General features: G+C 41.3%; 16 protein-coding genes. 9 read left to right on the top strand and 7 right to left on the bottom strand.

Translation table 11 applies throughout. The annotated features are described in order from the left end of the window. Positions 1-56: 56 nt before the first annotated feature. From A7P54_RS17855 to lpxO, 4 genes are all read right to left on the bottom strand, one after another. Positions 57-854 carry a thioesterase family protein gene (locus tag A7P54_RS17855; protein ID WP_004802286.1) on the bottom strand — a complete coding sequence of 266 codons (798 nt, stop codon included), beginning with the start codon at positions 852-854 and terminating at the stop codon, positions 57-59. A gap of 104 nt (positions 855-958) precedes the next feature. Beyond that, positions 959-2758 (bottom strand): excinuclease ABC subunit UvrC, encoded by a 1800-nt coding sequence (gene uvrC, locus A7P54_RS17850; RefSeq protein ID WP_171550379.1) that lies wholly within the window; start codon positions 2756-2758, stop codon positions 959-961. A 103-nt stretch (positions 2759-2861) separates the two neighbouring features. Further along, positions 2862-3281 (bottom strand): PH domain-containing protein, encoded by a 420-nt coding sequence (locus A7P54_RS17845; RefSeq protein WP_171550378.1) that lies wholly within the window; start codon positions 3279-3281, stop codon positions 2862-2864. A gap of 89 nt (positions 3282-3370) precedes the next feature. After that, positions 3371-4285 carry a lipid A hydroxylase LpxO gene (gene lpxO, locus A7P54_RS17840; RefSeq protein ID WP_004802281.1) on the bottom strand — a complete coding sequence of 305 codons (915 nt, stop codon included), beginning with the start codon at positions 4283-4285 and terminating at the stop codon, positions 3371-3373. Between the two features lie 394 nt (positions 4286-4679). Here lpxO and fadB point away from each other — a divergent pair, with 394 nt between their 5' ends. The 3 genes from fadB (at position 4680) to A7P54_RS17825 (ending at position 8810) form a co-directional block, all read left to right on the top strand. Beyond that, on the top strand, positions 4680-6833 hold the full coding sequence (gene fadB, locus A7P54_RS17835) for a fatty acid oxidation complex subunit alpha FadB (RefSeq protein WP_004802278.1): 2154 nt from the start codon (positions 4680-4682) through the stop codon (positions 6831-6833). A gap of 12 nt (positions 6834-6845) precedes the next feature. Continuing rightward, on the top strand, positions 6846-8018 hold the full coding sequence (gene fadA / locus A7P54_RS17830; RefSeq protein ID WP_004802276.1) for an acetyl-CoA C-acyltransferase FadA: 1173 nt from the start codon (positions 6846-6848) through the stop codon (positions 8016-8018). A 168-nt stretch (positions 8019-8186) separates the two neighbouring features. Then, on the top strand, positions 8187-8810 hold the full coding sequence (locus A7P54_RS17825; RefSeq protein WP_004802274.1) for a PH domain-containing protein: 624 nt from the start codon (positions 8187-8189) through the stop codon (positions 8808-8810). 51 nt (positions 8811-8861) lie between these two features. On the opposite strand, the gene A7P54_RS17820 is transcribed toward A7P54_RS17825, so the two are convergent. Further along, on the bottom strand, positions 8862-9368 hold the full coding sequence (locus tag A7P54_RS17820; RefSeq protein WP_033134017.1) for a hypothetical protein: 507 nt from the start codon (positions 9366-9368) through the stop codon (positions 8862-8864). A gap of 275 nt (positions 9369-9643) precedes the next feature. Here A7P54_RS17820 and A7P54_RS17815 point away from each other — a divergent pair, with 275 nt between their 5' ends. Together A7P54_RS17815 and A7P54_RS17810 are read left to right on the top strand one after the other, a co-directional pair. Further along, positions 9644-10360 carry a hypothetical protein gene (locus A7P54_RS17815; protein ID WP_033134027.1) on the top strand — a complete coding sequence of 239 codons (717 nt, stop codon included), beginning with the start codon at positions 9644-9646 and terminating at the stop codon, positions 10358-10360. 87 nt (positions 10361-10447) lie between these two features. Beyond that, on the top strand, positions 10448-11146 hold the full coding sequence (locus tag A7P54_RS17810) for a hypothetical protein (RefSeq protein WP_171550377.1): 699 nt from the start codon (positions 10448-10450) through the stop codon (positions 11144-11146). A 41-nt stretch (positions 11147-11187) separates the two neighbouring features. On the opposite strand, the gene A7P54_RS17805 is transcribed toward A7P54_RS17810, so the two are convergent. Beyond that, the gene (locus A7P54_RS17805; RefSeq protein ID WP_171550376.1) at positions 11188-12993 is read right to left on the bottom strand and encodes an ABC transporter ATP-binding protein; all 1806 of its coding nucleotides are present in this window, start codon (positions 12991-12993) and stop codon (positions 11188-11190) included. Between the two features lie 56 nt (positions 12994-13049). Further along, positions 13050-13799, bottom strand: a complete 750-nt coding sequence (locus A7P54_RS17800) for a hypothetical protein (RefSeq protein ID WP_171550375.1) — start codon at positions 13797-13799, stop codon at positions 13050-13052. A 177-nt stretch (positions 13800-13976) separates the two neighbouring features. Between A7P54_RS17800 and A7P54_RS17795 the strand changes: the two genes are divergently transcribed. From A7P54_RS17795 to A7P54_RS17780, 4 genes are all read left to right on the top strand, one after another. Then, the gene (locus A7P54_RS17795; protein ID WP_005200529.1) at positions 13977-14672 is read left to right on the top strand and encodes a DsbA family oxidoreductase; all 696 of its coding nucleotides are present in this window, start codon (positions 13977-13979) and stop codon (positions 14670-14672) included. Between the two features lie 591 nt (positions 14673-15263). Further along, positions 15264-16685: a hypothetical protein gene (locus tag A7P54_RS17790; protein ID WP_005314886.1), complete on the top strand. Its 1422-nt coding sequence runs from the start codon at positions 15264-15266 to the stop codon at positions 16683-16685. A gap of 225 nt (positions 16686-16910) precedes the next feature. Further along, complete coding sequence (locus A7P54_RS17785) at positions 16911-18044, top strand: hypothetical protein (RefSeq protein WP_171550374.1); 1134 nt, start codon at positions 16911-16913, stop codon at positions 18042-18044. Between the two features lie 134 nt (positions 18045-18178). Next, positions 18179-19075: a selenocysteine synthase gene (locus A7P54_RS17780; protein WP_171550373.1), complete on the top strand. Its 897-nt coding sequence runs from the start codon at positions 18179-18181 to the stop codon at positions 19073-19075. The last annotated feature ends 78 nt before the right edge of the window (positions 19076-19153 follow it).

Genomic DNA, 19153 nt, shown 5'->3' with positions numbered 1-19153 from the left:
TGTGCCGAGATTATCCATGTGTAAGCAACTTTATACGAAATGCACCGCAGTGTCGACTAGGCAAAAACGGCAACTGTCTGTCTAAGTACCGCAATTAAGCGGTTTTCACGATCCCAGATATACGCATATTCCGTTGAATAACCATGTTCTGCATATTCAGTCACAACTTTGTATTTAAACCAATCTTGAATTTGATCCACAATCGGCTGCAAATAGGTAATCTGCCAAGTCAAGGAGCTGGCTGGTGCAGGCGTTTTAAACATGGGTAAAACCCCAGGTGGCCAGACATCCATGAGTGCAAACAGATCTGCCAATTGCATGTTACGGTTTGGATGCAAACTAGGTGCAAACCGCCCCCAGCCACCAAAATCAGGCACCTTACTGCCTGCCATTGGATAACTCCCTTCTGCCCAACACAATTCAAATTGCTGTAAACATTCGGGCATTAACCCCTCAATATAGAAGGTTTTATCCAGTTGTTCGGCCGTTGGATAGTCAGGAACTGTAGGTAAGTTTTGCACATGAATCCGCGATTCACGTTGTAGGCCAAAACTGGCCACCAAAATACTTTGTACCGCATCATCCTGCCAGAGTCGGATTTCTAAAGTCGTGACTGATTTTCCTTCACGTAATATTTCAGCACTGAGTCTGGCTCGTCCTTGTTGCACTGGGCCGACAAAAGTGATGTTACAGCTTAACAGTTGTTTTGCTGCATCTTGTACCGTACTCAGCGCCTTTTGGATCATCAGTCCGGCAATCAACCCGCCAAACACTGTCCGGCCTTGTAGCCAACCTGATGGAATATCGATCCATTCTTGTTGTTCAACCTGTTGATAGAGCGGAAGCAAGGACATCATTTTTCCTTCATCATCGAAATACACTATCTTTGAATGTTTTTCGCCATTTGTGAATGATCGTTTACACCGCAATATTGGGAAGATTGTGTCAATCGGTCAAATTACTCATGTAAAATTTTATAAATCGTCCGCGCCAGAACCTCACCTAACCCCGGGACTAACATCAACTCTTTTTCCGATGCTCTGAGTACCCCTTGTATCCCCCCAAAATGCGTCAATAAATCACGACGACGCTTTGGTCCAAGTCCGGGAATGGCTTCTAAGACTGAGCTACTACGGCGCTTATCGCGCTTGGCACGGTGTTTGGTGATCGCAAAACGATGCGCTTCATCACGCACCTGTTGAATGAGGTGTAGCGCTTTATGATCTTCTGGAAGCTGAATCTTGGTGCCATCGGTAAAATGTAATGTTTCCAATCCTGGCTTACGACCTTCACCTTTAGATACCCCGATCATAAAGGCATCCAGCTCTAGCTCTTGCATAACCTCCATCGCCATATGTAATTGTCCTTTACCTCCATCAATGAGCAGAAGATCAGGCAACATATTCTTTTTATAGCGACGGATCAAGGCTTGCCGCATTGCAGCATAATCATCGCCACCCGTAATATCCTGAATGGCAAATTGACGATAGTCCCTCTTTCGTGACCCACCTTGATCGAACACCACACAGGAAGCAATTGGTGCTTCGCCCATGGTATGACTAATATCAAAGCATTCAATCCGATCAATCGGACGTCCCACCACCTGTTCAAGCTGATGAAATCGTTCAGTTAACTCTAAATGATTACTGAGCTTACCTTTAATGGCATGCTGTACATTCATTTGAGCCAACTCTAACCATTCAGCTCGAGTCTCACGGACTTTATGCTTGATCTGTACCTTTTTATTAAAAGTTTGCTGTAACGCTTCTTCCAATTGTTTTTGATCTGGCACATCAACATTCACAATCAACTCTGTCGGCACTTCATCGGCAACTTGGAAGTAAAAGTTCGCCATAAAGTCACTGAGCATTTGTCCCAAATCATCACTTAGCATATCGGGGAAATAGCTTTTCCCGCCGAGCATGCGTCCATTACGCACATACATAATCTGGACGCAAGTCACCCCAGCTTGATAAGCAATCGCCAGAATATCAGCTTCACCTTTGATTTTAAACACCGCTTGTTGCGCCTGCACTTCACGAAGTAAAGACAAACGATCTCGATAGAACACCGCCTTTTCAAATTCCAGTGCTTCAGCCGCCTGCTCCATTTTCCCAATCAGTTCTTGATTTAGTTCTTTGGTATCGCCCTGAAGGAATCTAATCGAGTTATCAACATCTTCTTTATATTCTTCAGGACTAATCAAGCCGACGCAAGGCGCGGTACAGCGTTTAATCTGATATTGCAGACACGGACGTTTGCGCTGTGAAAAATAGCTGTTCTCGCATTGGCGAACATTGAACAGCTTCTGTAACACCAATAATGTGTCACGCGCGCTATAAGCACTTGGGTACGGCCCAAAAAACTTACCAATTTGATGCTTGCCCTTACCTCGTCCACTGGCAATCCGAGGATAGGGCTTGTCTGAAGAAACAAAGATATAGACGTAGGATTTATCGTCCCGCAGCATGATGTTATAAGGCGGACGATGCAGCTTAATCAGGTTTTGTTCAAGTAATAAGGCTTCGGTTTCTGAACGTACCACCAAGCTTTCAATATCATAAATACGGGCAACCAAGGCCTGTGTTTTCGGATGCTCAATGGTTTTTACAAAATAGCTCGACACACGATTTTTTAGGTTTTTGGCTTTGCCTACATACAACAGCTCTCCATCCTTACCCAGCATTTTATAAACGCCAGGTAACTGAGTCATATGCGCCAGTATTTTTTCAATGTGTTCTCGAGCGTTTGGGTTCACGACATGCCTATTCTCTCTATTTACATCACATGATGTGATGTTTGCTTAATTTTTTTCAAGTTTTAAATGTGAATATCATGTAATAGCTAAGCTTAGAAGTGATTCAATGCTTCGAAAGGGTTTGATTTAAGGCCTTGCAAAACGTCTGTTTATCTTTAGGTGAAACCAGAATATAACTTGCAACACCATTTTTTTGATAATCAATACGCAGACGATCCAAAGATAAGGCAGGAGATGAAATTAAATGGTGACTTGTAGAGATTTTGGTAATATCTGACAGATTGATCTGCCATTTAAAACACATCGAACGAATCGTTAAAAGTTGTTCTGTCACAATATAACGCGTATTAAAAATCGGCCACCACAAAAGCGCAATGGTCAGAAAATATAGGACGGCATGTTCAGGATACTCCTGCATGGTGCCTTTCATATACATGGTCCATAAAAATTGCAGTAACAAGCCTGTCGTTGCAATCACTACACCCCAGAACCACCAATCAATTTTAGAACGAAACGTTTGCATAGATTTTCAAAGTGAATTGTTATGAATTAAAAATATTCTAAGCCAAATCCCATAAAAAACGCCCTTTCGGGCGTTGATGTTATTCAAACTTAAAAAACATAAGGACGAATAAAAATGAGGAAGAACAGACCGAGCATGATGAACCACTTCAAAAAGTAATACAGGGAACGGTTCGATTTCTTCAAAGCTTTGGCTTTAATACGAATCTGGTAAATATAGCCAAATGCTTTGTTTAAACCACCTGTTTGGTCACCCGCTTCATTGGGTGAGCTCGCAGCCGTCATCACACTTTTACCAAACCAGTGATTAAACTTCTCCATAAAGCGGGTCTTTAATGGACGCTCTACATCTGCGAAGAAAATAATGCGGTTTTGGTCAGTCGTATTTTCAGCATAGTGAATATAGGTTTCATCAAAAACCACACTCTCACCATCACGCCAAGAATAGCGCTCACCATCGACATCGATAAAGCAGCGATCATCATTCGGTGTGATTAAACCTAAGTGATAACGTAATGAACCTGCATACGGGTCACGGTGACGAACCAAACGGCTATCGGGTGCCAGCTCAGTAAACATTGCGGCTTTAATCGTTGGCAATGTCTTTAACAAAGCGGTTGTTTTTGGACAAAGTTCGGCCGCTGATGGATGCGCCGAGTCGTACCATTTCAGATAGAACCGTTTCCAGCCTGTTTTAAAGAATGAGTTAAAGCCTAAGTCATCATAGCTACTTGAAGCTTTAATACCACCTTTGTCGTACAAAGCTTTAGCTTCATCACGAATCATTTCCCAATTTTCATCCAGCACTTTTAAGTCCTGAAAATGTTGAGTGTCGATATACGGTTGATTCGGCACTTTGGAAAACATGTACATTAAAAAGTTAATGGGTGCGAGAATCGTAGAATGGTCAAAAAACTGACGATAAAACGAATGCTTTACTTTACCACGGCGCTGAATATACAAAGCCGAAATGATAAAAATCGCTAATATGATCCACTTAATCATAGATTACTCTATCTTCTTAGCTGAAAACCAAATGCTCAGTTTGATGAATCAAATCTCAAAATCGCACTCAAAATAAGCCTGCTATTCTAGCAAATTTGTCGACTTAAATACCAATGAGCTTACCTAAATCGGACAAAAGCACTTTTAAAATTTCTCATCACAATCAAAGAGTAAACGCTCTATTTTAGTCGAAAAATTTATTTTTATTCATGATTTAGCAGTTCAAGTCCAAGATTACAATAAATTGATGACCCTAGCGTCACGGCTTGATACAACTTGTTATGTCCTTTTTGGATATAGTTATCGTAAGATTAGCGAAGCTTTTTTGTGTGCTGAAGCGCACACACGCTTTATGACATCCACTCAGAATCCTCCACAACAAGGGAGATCAGGCATGATCCACGCTGGCAATGCCATTACCGTCCAAATGCTTGCGGACGGAATTGCAGAATTCCGCTTTGACTTACAAGGTGAGTCGGTTAACAAGTTTAACCGTGCAACCATCGAAGACTTCCAAGCAGCGATTGCTGCAGTGAAAGCCAATAACGATATTAAAGGCTTAGTTGTTACCTCTGGCAAATCAACATTCATCGTTGGTGCTGATATCACTGAATTCGGCCAAAACTTCGCTGCGGGTGAACAAGCGATTGTTGATTGGCTTATGCCTGTACACGAAATCTTCAACAGTTTTGAAGATTTAGATCTACCTAAAGTTGCTGCGATCAATGGTACAGCGCTTGGTGGTGGTTTTGAAATGTGCTTGGTGTGTGACTATCGTGTGATGTCAGAACAAGCACAAGTTGGCTTACCAGAAATCAAATTGGGTATCTATCCTGGTTTTGGTGGTAGCGTACGTTTAAGCCGTTTAATCGGTATCGACAATGCCGTTGAATGGATGGCAATGGCGAACCCGAAAAAACCTGCTGCTGCACTAAAAGATGGTGCTGTAGATGCGGTTGTTGCTGCGGACAAATTACAAGAAGCTGCTGTTGACTTAGTTAAACAAGCCATTGCTGGTCGTTTGAACTGGAAAGCAAAGCGTCAAGAAAAATTAGACGCAATCAAATTGAACCCACTTGAACAAATGATGGCGTTCAATACGGCGAAAGGTGCGGTTCTTGCGAAAGCAAACCCTGCTCAATACCCTGCGCCAAAATTATTGCTTGATTCTTTACAAGCTGGTGCAAGCTCAACACGTGATGACGCGTTAAAAGCAGAAGCACAAGGTTTTGCAAAAGCAGCGATTACACCACAAGCAGGTGCATTGATTGGTTTATTCATCAATGACCAAGTCGTAAAGAAAACTGCGAAAAAATATGAGAAAGGTGCTCACCCTGTTAACCAAGCAGCTGTGTTAGGTGCGGGTATCATGGGTGGTGGTATTGCTTACCAAGCGGCAAGCAAAGGCACACCAATCATCATGAAAGACATTGGTAACCCACAACTTGCACTTGGTATGAAAGAAGCGAATGGCTTGCTCACTAAGCAAGTTGAACGCAAGAAAATGAAACCTGCGCAAATGGGTGAAACACTGGCTCGCATCCGTCCAACTTTAAGCTATGACGAGTTTAAAGAAGTGGATATCGTGATCGAAGCCGTGACTGAAAATCCAAAAGTAAAAGAAATCGTGCTTGCTGATACTGAAAAGCATGTTCGTGAAAATACGATCATTGCATCGAATACATCAACGATTTCAATTACACGTTTAGCAAAAGCATTACAACGTCCTGAAAACTTCGTTGGTATGCACTTCTTCAACCCAGTACACATGATGCCACTTGTAGAAGTGATTCGTGGTGAAAAGACGTCTGAAGAAGCGATCGCAACAACTGTGGTTCTTGCTCAAAAAATGGGTAAAACACCAATCGTTGTTAACGACTGCCCAGGTTTCCTCGTGAACCGCGTATTGTTCCCTTACTTTGGTGCATTTGATCTGCTTGTAAAAGACGGTGCAGATTTCCAACAAGTTGACAATGTGATGGCGAAATTCGGCTGGCCTATGGGTCCTGCGTACTTGATCGATGTTGTTGGTATCGATACAGGTGTTCATGGCGCAGAAGTAATGGCTGAAGGTTTCCCTGACCGTATGAAGCCAGACTACAAAGGTTCGATCGAAGCGATGTACGAAGCAAAACGTCTTGGTCAAAAGAATGACGTTGGTTTCTACAAATACGTGTTAGACAAGAAAGGCAAGAAAGCGAAAACTGTTGATCCAACAGCATACGAAATTATTGCACCTTTCGTGACTGGCGAAAAACGCGAGTTTGACAACCAAGAAATCATTGACCGTATGATGCTTGCATTCTGTAACGAAACAGTTCGTTGCTTAGAAGACAACATCGTTGCCACTGCGTCTGAAGCAGATATGGCGATGATCATGGGTGTAGGTTTCCCTCCATTCCGTGGTGGTCCATGCCGTTACATCGACCAAACAGGTGTTGCTGAATACGTTGCGCTTTGCGACAAATATGCACACTTAGGTAAGGCTTATGAAGCGCCACAAATGTTGCGTGACATGGCTGCTAACAACACAAAATTCTACGGTTAAGGAGCGACGTGAATGGCTACTTTAAATCCACGTGACGTTGTGATTGTTGATGGCGTTCGTTCTGCCATGGGCAAATCACGTAACGGTATGTTCCGCAATGTACGTGCCGACAGTTTATCTGCTGAATTAGTACGTGCACTTGTTGCTCGTAACCAGTTTGATACCAACGAAGTTGAAGATGTAATCTGGGGCTGTGTCAACCAAACTTTAGAGCAAGGTATGAACATTGCTCGTAATATTGGTTTATTGGCTGACATTCCAAAAACTGCTGGCGGTCAAACAGTAAACCGTCTTTGTGGTTCTTCAATGCAAGCAATCCACACGGCGGCTGCACAAATTGCAACTAACCAAGGTGATGTATTCATCATTGGTGGTGTTGAGCACATGGGCCACGTCGGTATGATGCACGGCATCGACCTTAACCCAGAAGCATCTAAACACTATGCAAAAGCATCTAACATGATGGGCTTAACTGCTGAAATGTTAGGTCGCATGAATGGTATTAGCCGTGAAGAACAAGATGCGTTCGGTGTTGAGTCTCACCGTCGTGCTTGGGCTGCAACTCAAGAAGGTCGTTTCAAAAACGAAATCGTGGGTGTTGAAGGTCATGATGCTAATGGCTTCAAAATCCTTTGCGACATCGACGAAGTGATTCGTGCTGATGCCAACCTTGAAGCATTCAAAGCATTGAAACCAGTGTTTGATCCTAAAGGTGGTTCAGTCACAGCAGCAACTTCTTCTGCTCTTTCTGACGGTGCATCTGCAATGTTGCTTATGTCTGCTGAACGTGCTCAAGCATTGGGTTTAAAACCGCGTGCTGTGATTCGTTCAATGGCAATTGCAGGCTGTGATGCTGCGATCATGGGTTATGGTCCAGTACCAGCAACTCAAAAAGCACTTAAGCGTGCTGGTTTAACGATGGCGGATATCCAAACCATCGAATTAAACGAAGCATTTGCTGCTCAAGGCTTATCAGTCATGAAAGGCTTAGGCGTTTATGACAAACAAGACATCATCAACTTGAATGGTGGTGCGATTGCATTGGGTCACCCATTGGGCTGTTCTGGTGCGCGTATCACAACAACCTTGTTAAACGTGATGGAACAACAAGATACACAAATCGGTCTTGCGACTATGTGTATCGGTCTTGGTCAAGGTATCGCGACCATTATCGAACGTGTTTAATCAACACTGAGATAAACGAAAAATCCCCGTGCTAAGCGGGGATTTTTTTATGCGATCAAAATTCGTTTCATGGTTGTATAGAATTCTTAAAATACAAATGCCCACTGTAGACAGAACAATACACGGCAAATTATGATCGCTATTCCAACAAATAATAAGGTTCTAACAATGTTTAAAAATATGGCAGCCGATCTAATGGGAACCAGTGATATCGGTAAGATTATTGAACCTCAAGATTATGATAAAACGGATATTGATGACTATATTTTCCATGAAGACAATGAAAAAATCTTCTTCCTCATCAAAGCAAAAACGGATGAATACTGCTTTACCAACACCGCATTTATCCATCTAGACGGTACAAGTGCTGTCAGCAAGAAAAGAACCCTAAATCGTTATCCCTACAAACACTATCAAATCAGCCGAGTGCTACTTGAAACCGCAGGAACCATTGATCGCGATGTTGAAATCAAGTTCCAGTTGGGTGGTGCTGCCTATTCGATTGATATTGAGAAAGCTCAAATCGAGAAAGTGCGCGATTTATATAAAGCGTTGTTTAGTATTGGTGAAGCTTGCAAAGAAATTGAACGCCAATACACCACTCTGGTTCAAACACAGCAAGCCGTAAACAGTATGTTCTCGCTGCGTGAGTTGCCAGAACAGGTGTTACTGAATCTACCTGATATTATTTCGCAAACGACCCTGCAAGTTGAAAACAAGTTTACCGAGCGCCGCAAACAAATTGAGGACTATGATTTCTCTGCTATTTTTGAACGCTATCTAAAGCAATAATATAAAAATCCCCGTAATGTGCGGGGATTTTTCTTTATTCAATCCGGTAATTTAATATGGCTGTTTAAAACCTCTAAGCCCATCTTGAATTTGTTGTTGTAATCGCAAAATATCATCGGCATTCAACTTAATCGTACCATTACGAATCCCATCAATATTGTTTCGATTAATATTCAATGGTTCTAGCATTTTAAAAATGCCATTGGTTGGGTCTGAAGACTGTAAACCTGACGCAACAGCAAGAATGTATTGCTGCAAAACCGGCGAATATTGAGATAGATCTGGCTGTGCTGCTGCAGGCTGATAATTAACACTCACAGGGTTTTCACTGACACCCGCATTCTGCATGTCATTATGCATTTTATAGACATAATGCTGTAGCGCCTGACGAACCTGCTTGTCTTCTTGAAAGGGCACAAATCCCACTTCTTCACGTAGCTCAGATTCAGCCATGACCCGAATGGTCGGCAATGAAGTCACTTCATCATTTGCCTGTACGACAGGTATGCCCATAAAAGCCAATGCAGTGATCAGGACGGATCGTTTTAGAAAATTCATCGTTTGCTCCAAACATCCCTCATCCATAAGAAGATAATGAGTTAAATAAAAGCATCTGATAAATAGGCTACAGCAAAGTGATGTTTGATTCAGTAGAGGTCAGATAAACGGTAAATATCAATCAAATTTAAATTCAGGCACAAATGTATTCTGTCACTGCAAGTTTTGGTTAAAGCTCATAAATTAAACTAAAAGTAACTCACTTGAATGTGCGATTCATATTGTTGGAATTTTTGTTTATAGTGACAGTTCGAATCAAATTTAAAAAACAAACAATGAATTTTAAACTATTCAATCAGAAAATATTTAGCTGCTGTTTATTGTCTTGCTTATTTATGACAGGTTGCTCAAGTAATCGAGTTATTGGTGAAACCACACGAGATTTATTCACAAAATATGAATCAGGTCATCAATGGACAACATTAATCGAAGATGACGTAGTTGCCTTTGCTAAACCCTCCATTCCCCTACCCAATGAACCGACGGATAGCATTATCATTGCAGGAAAACAATATAGCTATGTGATTAACAAAGGCGGAGCCGAATTTGTGCAATTGCTTAACCAGCTTAATCCTCAGTATATTCAGATCAGTCGTGATTTAGATTTTATTGCACCCGCGGCTGATAGCAATCGCTTTAGTGGGAAATTTAGATTTGCTTATACTCCTGCAAATGGAAATCTCAGCGAAAAAGAGCAAGCACTATTTAAGCAATATGGTGTAGCTCCCTGTCACTGCATCAACAAACAAGAACCGCATCGTTTTGAATTAAGTCTTGAAGGCACGGTTTATCCTGCGATCAGTACCATTCAATCCCTACAACCACTATCGAAACCATATCACGTTAGAATTCAATATCTTGACTACAAGAGTGGCAAAGTCCCATTATCGACTAAAGAAAAGTTGGCGCATTTGCCACTACTTCCCTTTACACTCACCCTCGATGCAATTGTTTTGCCTTCTAAAGTTCTGGGTGTTATTTATCAACCCTAATATGATCGATCCTCACCATACAATAATGACAACCTTCAATCCAATCTAAGGCGCAGCTCTAAGCTTTAAAATATAAGGAACACATGGATGTTTACATCTCAAAGAAAGACTGTAATCGCACTAGCAACAATAGCAGGACTCGCGACAGGCTGTGCCACTTCAACCCTGATCAAAAAAGACAACCGCTCCTATACCCGTACCGCCAAAGTCACACTGATTGAGGACAATGTGGTGGCTTTTGGCCGTCCTGCTCAAGCAGCTGCCGATTTGCCGAAAGACAGTATCGTGATTGCAGGGCAAAAGAACAGCTATATCCTGACCCAAGGCGGCGCTCAGTTCGTCACTTTAATTGGCAAGCTGGATCCGAAAAATATTCAGATCACGCGTGACCTCAATTTCTATTCAGAAAAGAATGATGGTCATTTTTCAGGAACCTTGCCACTTTCCTATGTGAAGCTGAAAGAAGATTTAAGCAAGAAAGATCTGGAGTTTTTCATTGAAAATGGTGCCAAAGAGTGTTCATCCTCAAGTGATGAGCGCATGCAGGCGCAACGTTTCTGTTTTGATCTTAAATTGAAAGGTGTGGTCTATCCTGCAGCAAACAATCTCACCTCGTTAAAGCCGTTAAGCAAGGCTTATCAAGTCACAATCTATACAAACAAAGAAGAAAGTTATAAATCCAAATCTGGCTTGAATCCTTTTGAAAAACTGGTACTGCTGCCTTTTGCAGTCGCGATTGACGTGGTGAGCCTTCCTTTCCAAGCTGCGGACAAGATTTTTGATTAACGCTACAAAATAAAGCCTTCTCTAACAGAATGATGAAGTGACTAACTATGCGTTTCCTCTTCATCATCCCCTTCAAAGGTCTTGGAAATCTTCTCGATATTAAGACTCTTCGCCATCGCATCAAAGATGTTCTTATACACCCCTTGTTGCTGATAGAGTTGATGATGCTCACCATGTTCCACGATCATGCCATCCTGCATCACATAGGTATAATCCGCATCAATAATCTGTGACAGACTATGTGAGATGATGATCACGGTACGCCCCTGCTTGATCTCATCCAGACTATGTTTGATCTGCTCGGTTGCAATGGCATCCAGACTTGCAGTCGGTTCATCCAGAAAAATAATCGGTGGATTTTTCAGGAACATGCGGGCAATGGCAATACGCTGTTGTTGTCCGCCTGACAGTAATAGTGCATCGGATTGATAGGCCAGCGGCAATTTGAGAATCTGCTCATGAATCGAGGCTTTCTTCGCCGCAAGGATGATTTCATCCTGCGTTGCCTCCATCTTGCCGTAACGGATATTTTCCTCAATTGTGCCCTGAAAAATATGATTTTTTTGCAGTACCAGACCAATATGGTCGCGTAGATATTGGGTATCGATCTCGGTCAATGGACTTCCATTCAGTCGAATTTCACCTGACTGCGGTAAATAAAATTTATCGAGTAGACTAATTAAGGTTGATTTACCTGCTCCCGACAATCCAACCAACGCGGTAATCTTATTCGGCTGAATAGTTAAATTAATATCTTTCAGCGCATGATAGCCATTGGGATAAAAAAAATTCACCTGCTTGAGTTCAAACTTACCTGTCAGTGGCTGAGGTTTCAGTTCTCCAGAAGTTTCAATTTCATCATCTGCTTCTAAAATTTTGAAAAAACTTTCCGCATAAATCATCGCATCATTCACTTCATCATAGATGCGATGTAGGGAGCGAATCGGTGCTGAGACATTGTTGAATAACAGAATATGAAACATGATCATACCGATGCTCATATCACCAACCAGAACAAAATAGGCCGTTAAAATAATAATAAAGACCACGCCGATCTGTTCAATAAAGGTTTTTAAGCCATCAAATAGAAAACTGAGTTGGCGGGTTCGCATCTGATCATCGGTCAGTTGTTTTTGCAAAGTCAGCTGTTTTTCCGCCTCAATTTGCTCACGGTTAAAGGACTTAATCACTGTGATCGACTGAATGATACTTAAAGTCCCCTGACTTTTACGTTCGCGACCATCACGTAAATTACGTCGTGTCCCGCTGAGTTTCTGCGCCTGCTTAAAGGTAATCCAGAAATAAATTGGCACAATGCTCAACGCCACTAAACCAATCCAAAAATTGGCATAGAACATTAGGCACAGGGCGATGATGGCACTGCTAAACAATGGAAAAATATCAATAAAGAAGATCTGTACCAATCGGGTAATCGAACCGATCCCTCGATCAATCCGAGTCTGTAATTTTCCTGCTTGGTTATCATCTTGGGTAAAAAAAGCCAGACGGTATTGTAGAAACTTCACGATGATCGACTGTGCCACATCTTGTGAAATCAAAATTCGTAATTTCTCGCCAAAGAACTTTTGTCCAAACTGAAGAAAAATATTCAGTACTTCTTTGCTCAATAAAATAACACTGATGGTGAGCAGAATATGCCAGCCTGCATTTAAGCCCTGCCCTGACTCCACCACCGCATTGATCTGATCGACTGCATATTGCAAAGTCAGTGCATTGACCTGTGCGGTTAATGCACCAATCAAAGTTAGTACCAATGTCACTGCAACCAGCCACTTATAGGGAAGCACAAATGGTTTTACTTTATGAAACAGCTGCCATAAATTCATATTCTTGAGGTCTACCTCTTCTACGTCTAGGCTGAAAGCTACCTGATCGATCTTGATTACAGTTCTTCTTCTAAAACCTCAGCATTATTTTGTTTAATCTTCTCCATCTTGGCATTCAGCTTTAACACATCTTGATAGAGTGTGTTGAACTTTTTCACTTGAGCGGTCTCGCGGAATAAGATCATTTTATCCTTCCTTTGCCACTGATATGTCTTCAGCATATCGAACATGGCCTGTGCCTTTTCAATGATTTGCTGCTCGATTGGGAAAATATCATGCGCTTTATCCGCTTTCAGATTATTCTCCAATTTAGCTTGGAGCGAACTTCTCATTTCATTCTGGATTGCCAGACTTTTTGCCTGCTGCATTGAACTGGTCTGAATCTGTTGCCGTGCTTGTTCATACTCCGCTGATGCTTTGCGGACATTCACAAACATCTGTTCAGTGTCCTTATAGTTCTGCTTGCGGTCCTGATCCAGACGCTCAACATCTAAAAAGGTATCCCAATTGGTGGCTTTGAGTTCACGTAAATAATGATTACGGGCTTCTACATTTTGCATCCAGTAGTTCAGAAGAAACTCAGACATCAATTTATAATCGCCAGATAAGCGATCATCATGAATATTCAGTTGTACTGGGGTCGACCAGTCTTGTGCCTGATCATAAAGTTCGCGCATTTTCTCAGACATAACCACCTCAAACATCTGCTGATTATTGATGGCACGCTGTTTCAGGCTATGCTGATAAAAGAAAAATGAACCAATACAAAGGACTACAATAGTCACAAAGATTAAAAAACGGCGCATATTGCCTCCAAGTATAATTATATTTTTTATGTTCTGAATCTGAGTTTAATTGATAAAACACATGCAGTTATAGTCCTTTTTATTTCACTTCTCGTAACGGAGCATTACATTTTCATCGCTTTAAATTCTACACGTTCGCCCCTATTATCTGTTTAACGAGAATTGAAGAGATCCACCATGCGTGTAGATATTTGGTCAGATGTGGTCTGTCCGTTTTGTTATATCGGTAAAAAACGTCTTGAACATGTTGCCCAAGAAGCGGGTATTGAATTAGACATTCACTGGCATAGCTTTGAACTGGATCCAAATGCACCTGCTAAACACGACACCTCAAATACTGAACGCTTAGCCAAAAAGTATGGTCGTAGTTATGCGGAAATGGAAGAAATGGAACGTAATGTTGCAGCCATGGCCGCAGTAGAAGGTATCGACTTTCAATGGCAGAAAGCCAATTCAGGCAATAGCTTCAATGCACACCGCATTATTCACCTTGCACAAAGTAAGGGTTTGGGAAATGAAGCGGAAGAAGCATTCTTCCATGCTTATATGACTGAAGGTCTTGCGATTGGTGAACGTGAAGTGGTTGAAGAAATCGCCTCACGGATTGGTCTAGACAATGCTGAAGTGGAATATGTACTGGACTCGGATGAACTTGCAGATTTTGTGCGTCATGATGAACAAATTGCCCATGAACAACTCAAAGTGACTGGCGTACCATTCTTTGTCTTTGATCAAAAACTGGCACTTTCAGGTGCGCAACCTCGTGAGATTTTCTTACAGGCGATGCAGCAAGCACAGTCAGAATCAACTGAAGAAATTGAGCAAACCGATGCAGCTCAATGTAATGATGATCAATGCGAAATTAAGCCTTAAGCTTGATTAAGCCTAAAACCGTTTTCACCTCCGTATGAAAGCGGTTTTTTAATCTTTAAATTTTTACATTCCCCTTTTGTTTCAGTCTTTTATCTTTGAATAAATACCGTTTATCGACAGTCATAATTATTTCAATAATGACATATTTTTATTTGCTGAGCTTTTCACCAAGAGATATGTGAAAGTGATCACAACTCATCCATAAATTTATAGATAATTTTTTATCTTATGATCTATTTATTCGATTCATTATTTTAAAATGTTTTTATTTTCAAAGAGAAACCATGATCTATATCTCGATTTAGAATACGTAAATGAGATTTTATACTAACTTGACCGCTATAGATTTTACCTCCTTTTCTTCTATAATCGTCATAAAGTGACAATCTTTTGTGATGAAAATGTTGAGTGGTGATCTCTTTTAACACAGGTCAAATTACAAATAGATCCAAAGATCAACGCACTTGTCACACGTATAAGACAGCATACTTTATCGACTATAACTGATTACAACCTGTTTGAAATTGCTGTCACTTTGTCCTAATTCATGATTTAAAAACAGGCTCAAGCCTATCTCTAAGGAAACAATCGATGGACGTATTAGAGAAAGCACTCTTGGTTGATGAGCTCAAAACCCTCGTCGACGGGCTGAATGATGATAAAACATCACTTTTTGAAATTGCTAAGTCAAAACAACGCATCAAAGACATTTGCGCATCTTGCGACGATCCTCACTTTCAGGATCAGCTCAGCCCATTTAAAGAATTTATTCTGAATGAAGAATTCTCTGCCGATGACTTAGCGCTTTATGGCTATACCTTGACTTACCGCGGTACTTATAACTTTATGGGACGCGTAGAAAATGCCTTGTTTGCTTCGGCAGATATGGGCTGGGCCGCATTACGTCAAGCACAGCATTGGCAAGTTTGGGTGATTCGCCCTGCACTTTCATTCCTAAAAAGCCCTTGGCTCAACTCATCTAAAGATGCCTTACAATGGTTACAGAGCCATGCCAGTGAGTATGTTAAAACAGACTACGAATTACAGAATTTAATCCCAATATTAGAACCCATTCAAGCTGATGATGCTGAAAAAGCTGCAAATAAAGATAGCCTATCCATTATTAAGGAACAAACAGCTCAGTTTAAGTCACAACTCGATGCCATTATTCAAGAAAAAATTCAACCGGCTCAGATCACACCTTCTGCTCAAGCCACAGCACGTGTTAAACCGAGTTTTAGACAAAGTCCTGTTGCTTCTGCAAATCTTAACAAGGCCAAACCCTTGGCATTGAATGATTTTAGTTTAGATGGCTTACTCTGTAGATTGGAGCGGATTGATGCACGTACCTTTCCATCGCTATATCGGGTCGATCTGCATAACGAGATCGATCAGAATATAAAAATTGATTGGCTCTATCTCAAAGCAGAGAATGAAGCCCAACCACTTTGGGGATCAGCACAAATTTTTATTGCTGAGCAACTTTACGCACAAGGCCAATTTTCACATTACGTGGTCTTAGTCGGAACTCATAGTGTTGAATATGCAACCACGATTTTACAGGCCTATACCGATCAACGTCATACGCGAACCAGTTCTATTCATCAAACCAGCTGGAATAATTTTAAACAACATTATCATCAACATGAGACCTTGTTTAATGAGTGCATTATGAATGGCACTTTGGTCTGGCAGCGTGATCAACGCGTCTATCCATATATTCCAGCATCCTTTATTAACATACAGAAATTCATTCCCTTTGATGAGACTGCTGCGACCTTCTTTACGCCCGTGATTTTACTACGAGAGCGTCAAAAAATACGTGTCATCCATGGCTTAGAGCGTGTGAAGTTGTCCAATGAAGATCAAGCCTATCCATATCTACTACTCGATCGTACCGATGGCTATACATGGCAGCTGATTCGTCAAGTCATTAGCCGTTTACCGCAACCCATTTCGGTACATGATCTTTATCAGGCACTCGAAAATAGCGCTCTGCCTGAATCATCTTAACAAGGCATAGCTATACTTTTTAATTCAGGTTGCCTTATGCTGTGACTCGAATATTGGCTGTTTTTTCCAAAAGGATTTGGATCAGCTAGTCTACTTTTATTTCACTAAGCCCTTATGATTTCTAGCATTTTTATACAGCTAAATTGCTGTTTTTTGTTTCTAATACTTGATTTTATTGCCTCAATCATCAAAAGTTAACACAAGAACAATATATAAGCCTTCATTATGAATAATTTACAGCAAATGGTACCGACACGTATCTTTTTTGCTTTGCTAACACTTTCACTGGGTACGTTGAGTGTTACCAACGCAGAAAGCAACGCTCAAAACCAGCAGCCGAATTCTGCTACGAATGCGACCACAGTAAATAGCGATGAGAATGCATTGGACTATATTCCACGCTGGGTCGATGCCACGCCAACAATTTTTCCTCCACAATCCAATCAATCCACAGTCCCAGCAACTGCCGAAACTGAAGACAAAACTTGGGCGGATAAAAAACAACGCAGTATCCGTGAATGGGCGGATCGTACTTCGGTCAAAATTGATGATTGGTTTGGCGATGTCGATCCAGAAAATCCGGCCTCAGCCACTATCCGAGTGATGCTGGATAACTACTGGAACGAACATGATGGTTATGAAGTCAAGCCACGTATTCGCGGTAAAATTAAATTACCAACCTTAGAAAAAAAAGTCAGTGTGGTGTTTGGTGATGACTCTTTAGACGACGAGTTTAAAAATAACGTTGCCAATACCAATAACCAGCCCAATTCAGATCCGGATAAAAAGTTTGACTCCAAACAAACCCGAGACAGTAACGGATCCTTAGCCTTACGTTGGTCAAATTTTTCCAAGAAGCTGCCTTTTGAAACCGATGCTGACCTTGGTATCCGTTCAGGCAGTGATATTTATGCCCGCCTAAGAGCAGAAAAACATTGGGATCTACGCAATGATTTCCGCTTTAATGCAGAACAAATTTATCGCTATGGCAGCAAAAGTGAAAATTATCTGCGCACCAATTTAGAGTTGATCCACGCGCGTCCGAATCAACCCTTTATCTCCAATCAGTTCAGTTTGACCTACGCGGACAAGCAGGATGATGATCTATGGTGGGATAACCGTCTTTTCCGTCAACACCAGTTCTTTGCACATAACAACTTCAATTATGGCATTTATACCGGTGGCTATTACAATAAAGATGAACTCCGTTTAAACAGTTGGGGACCTTTCGTATCTTGGCGACAACCGCTTTGGCGTGAATGGTTCTATGTGCAAGGCGATCTGAATTATTTCAATGATCATCGAGAAGACCGTAATCATTTTGTCAGTACATTCGTTCGGCTCGAGACTTTATTCTAGTACTGAAATGATCTGTCTTGATGCCCAGTTGGAATTCCAATTGGGCATTTTTATTTAAAAAAATGAAGTCCAGTAAATAAATGATTAAGCTTAAACTGCTATGCTTGTTTTCTTTTATTTTTCTTCACTTTAACATGGATCAACGATACGCTTTGGCTGTGTATTTATTGATTGTAGGCAATCTTTGCCTCGGTGAGCTACTTACACCCTTCTTTCCAATGTTCTTACCGCTCAGCAGGCATTTCACCCGCACATCACATGTATTTTTAGATCAAAAGACCTGGCATCCTCACACTCAGAAACAAGCCACAAAAACGCTTGCTTGCGATGTTGCAACAGAAAGGCCTGAAGATCAGCTCAGTGATGCACAACTAAGTCAGGAATTGATGGCCGTTTTTGGTGAAGACTCATTATGGCAACGTGCACAACAGCCGCCACTCATAAAAAAGCTTGGTAAAACCAGTAAGCATCCATCGCATAAAAATATCAATACGCCCAATCCCGTCAGCGCGAGTTGGAGTACGATTTCAAGCTGGTTACCCTTTAACAATGATCTGGACTTAGGTTCGAACTCCAATACTGATATTTATGTGCAATTTCTTGCCAAGAAGCAATGGAACTTACATTCAGGACTGAATCTGGATACGGCGCAAATCTTTCGTTATGGCTCAAGCAGTAAAAACTATGCCGAAACCAATCTGAATTTAACCCAGAACTTTCAGCAACAGGCACTATTTTCGACTCAATTCAACCTGTCGAAGACCCAAGATGAAGACTACACTTGGCGTAATCGAACTTTCCAAAAGTTGCATTTGCTCTCCAAAGACAACCTCAGCTATGGCATCGTCAGTGAAGGCGATTATGAAAAGAAAGAACTTCGAGTCAATCAATGGGGACCTTATTTTTCTTGGAAACGTCCGATCTGGCGTAACTGGCTGTATATGCAAAATGATTTGAATTATTTAAATGTTCCTGCCGATAAACAGGACAATCATTTCAGCTATCAAATGAGCTTTGAAGCGCACTTCTGATGAAAATAACAACACCACTGTGGATAACTTGAAAATTATCCATACACACAAAAAACCTCCGCCGAAGCAGAGGTTTTT

Origin of the sequence: Acinetobacter sp. Ac_3412 (assembly GCF_013072675.1) — a bacterium.
GTDB lineage: Bacteria > Pseudomonadota > Gammaproteobacteria > Pseudomonadales > Moraxellaceae > Acinetobacter > Acinetobacter higginsii.
This window is presented reverse-complemented; position numbering and strand designations above follow the sequence as displayed.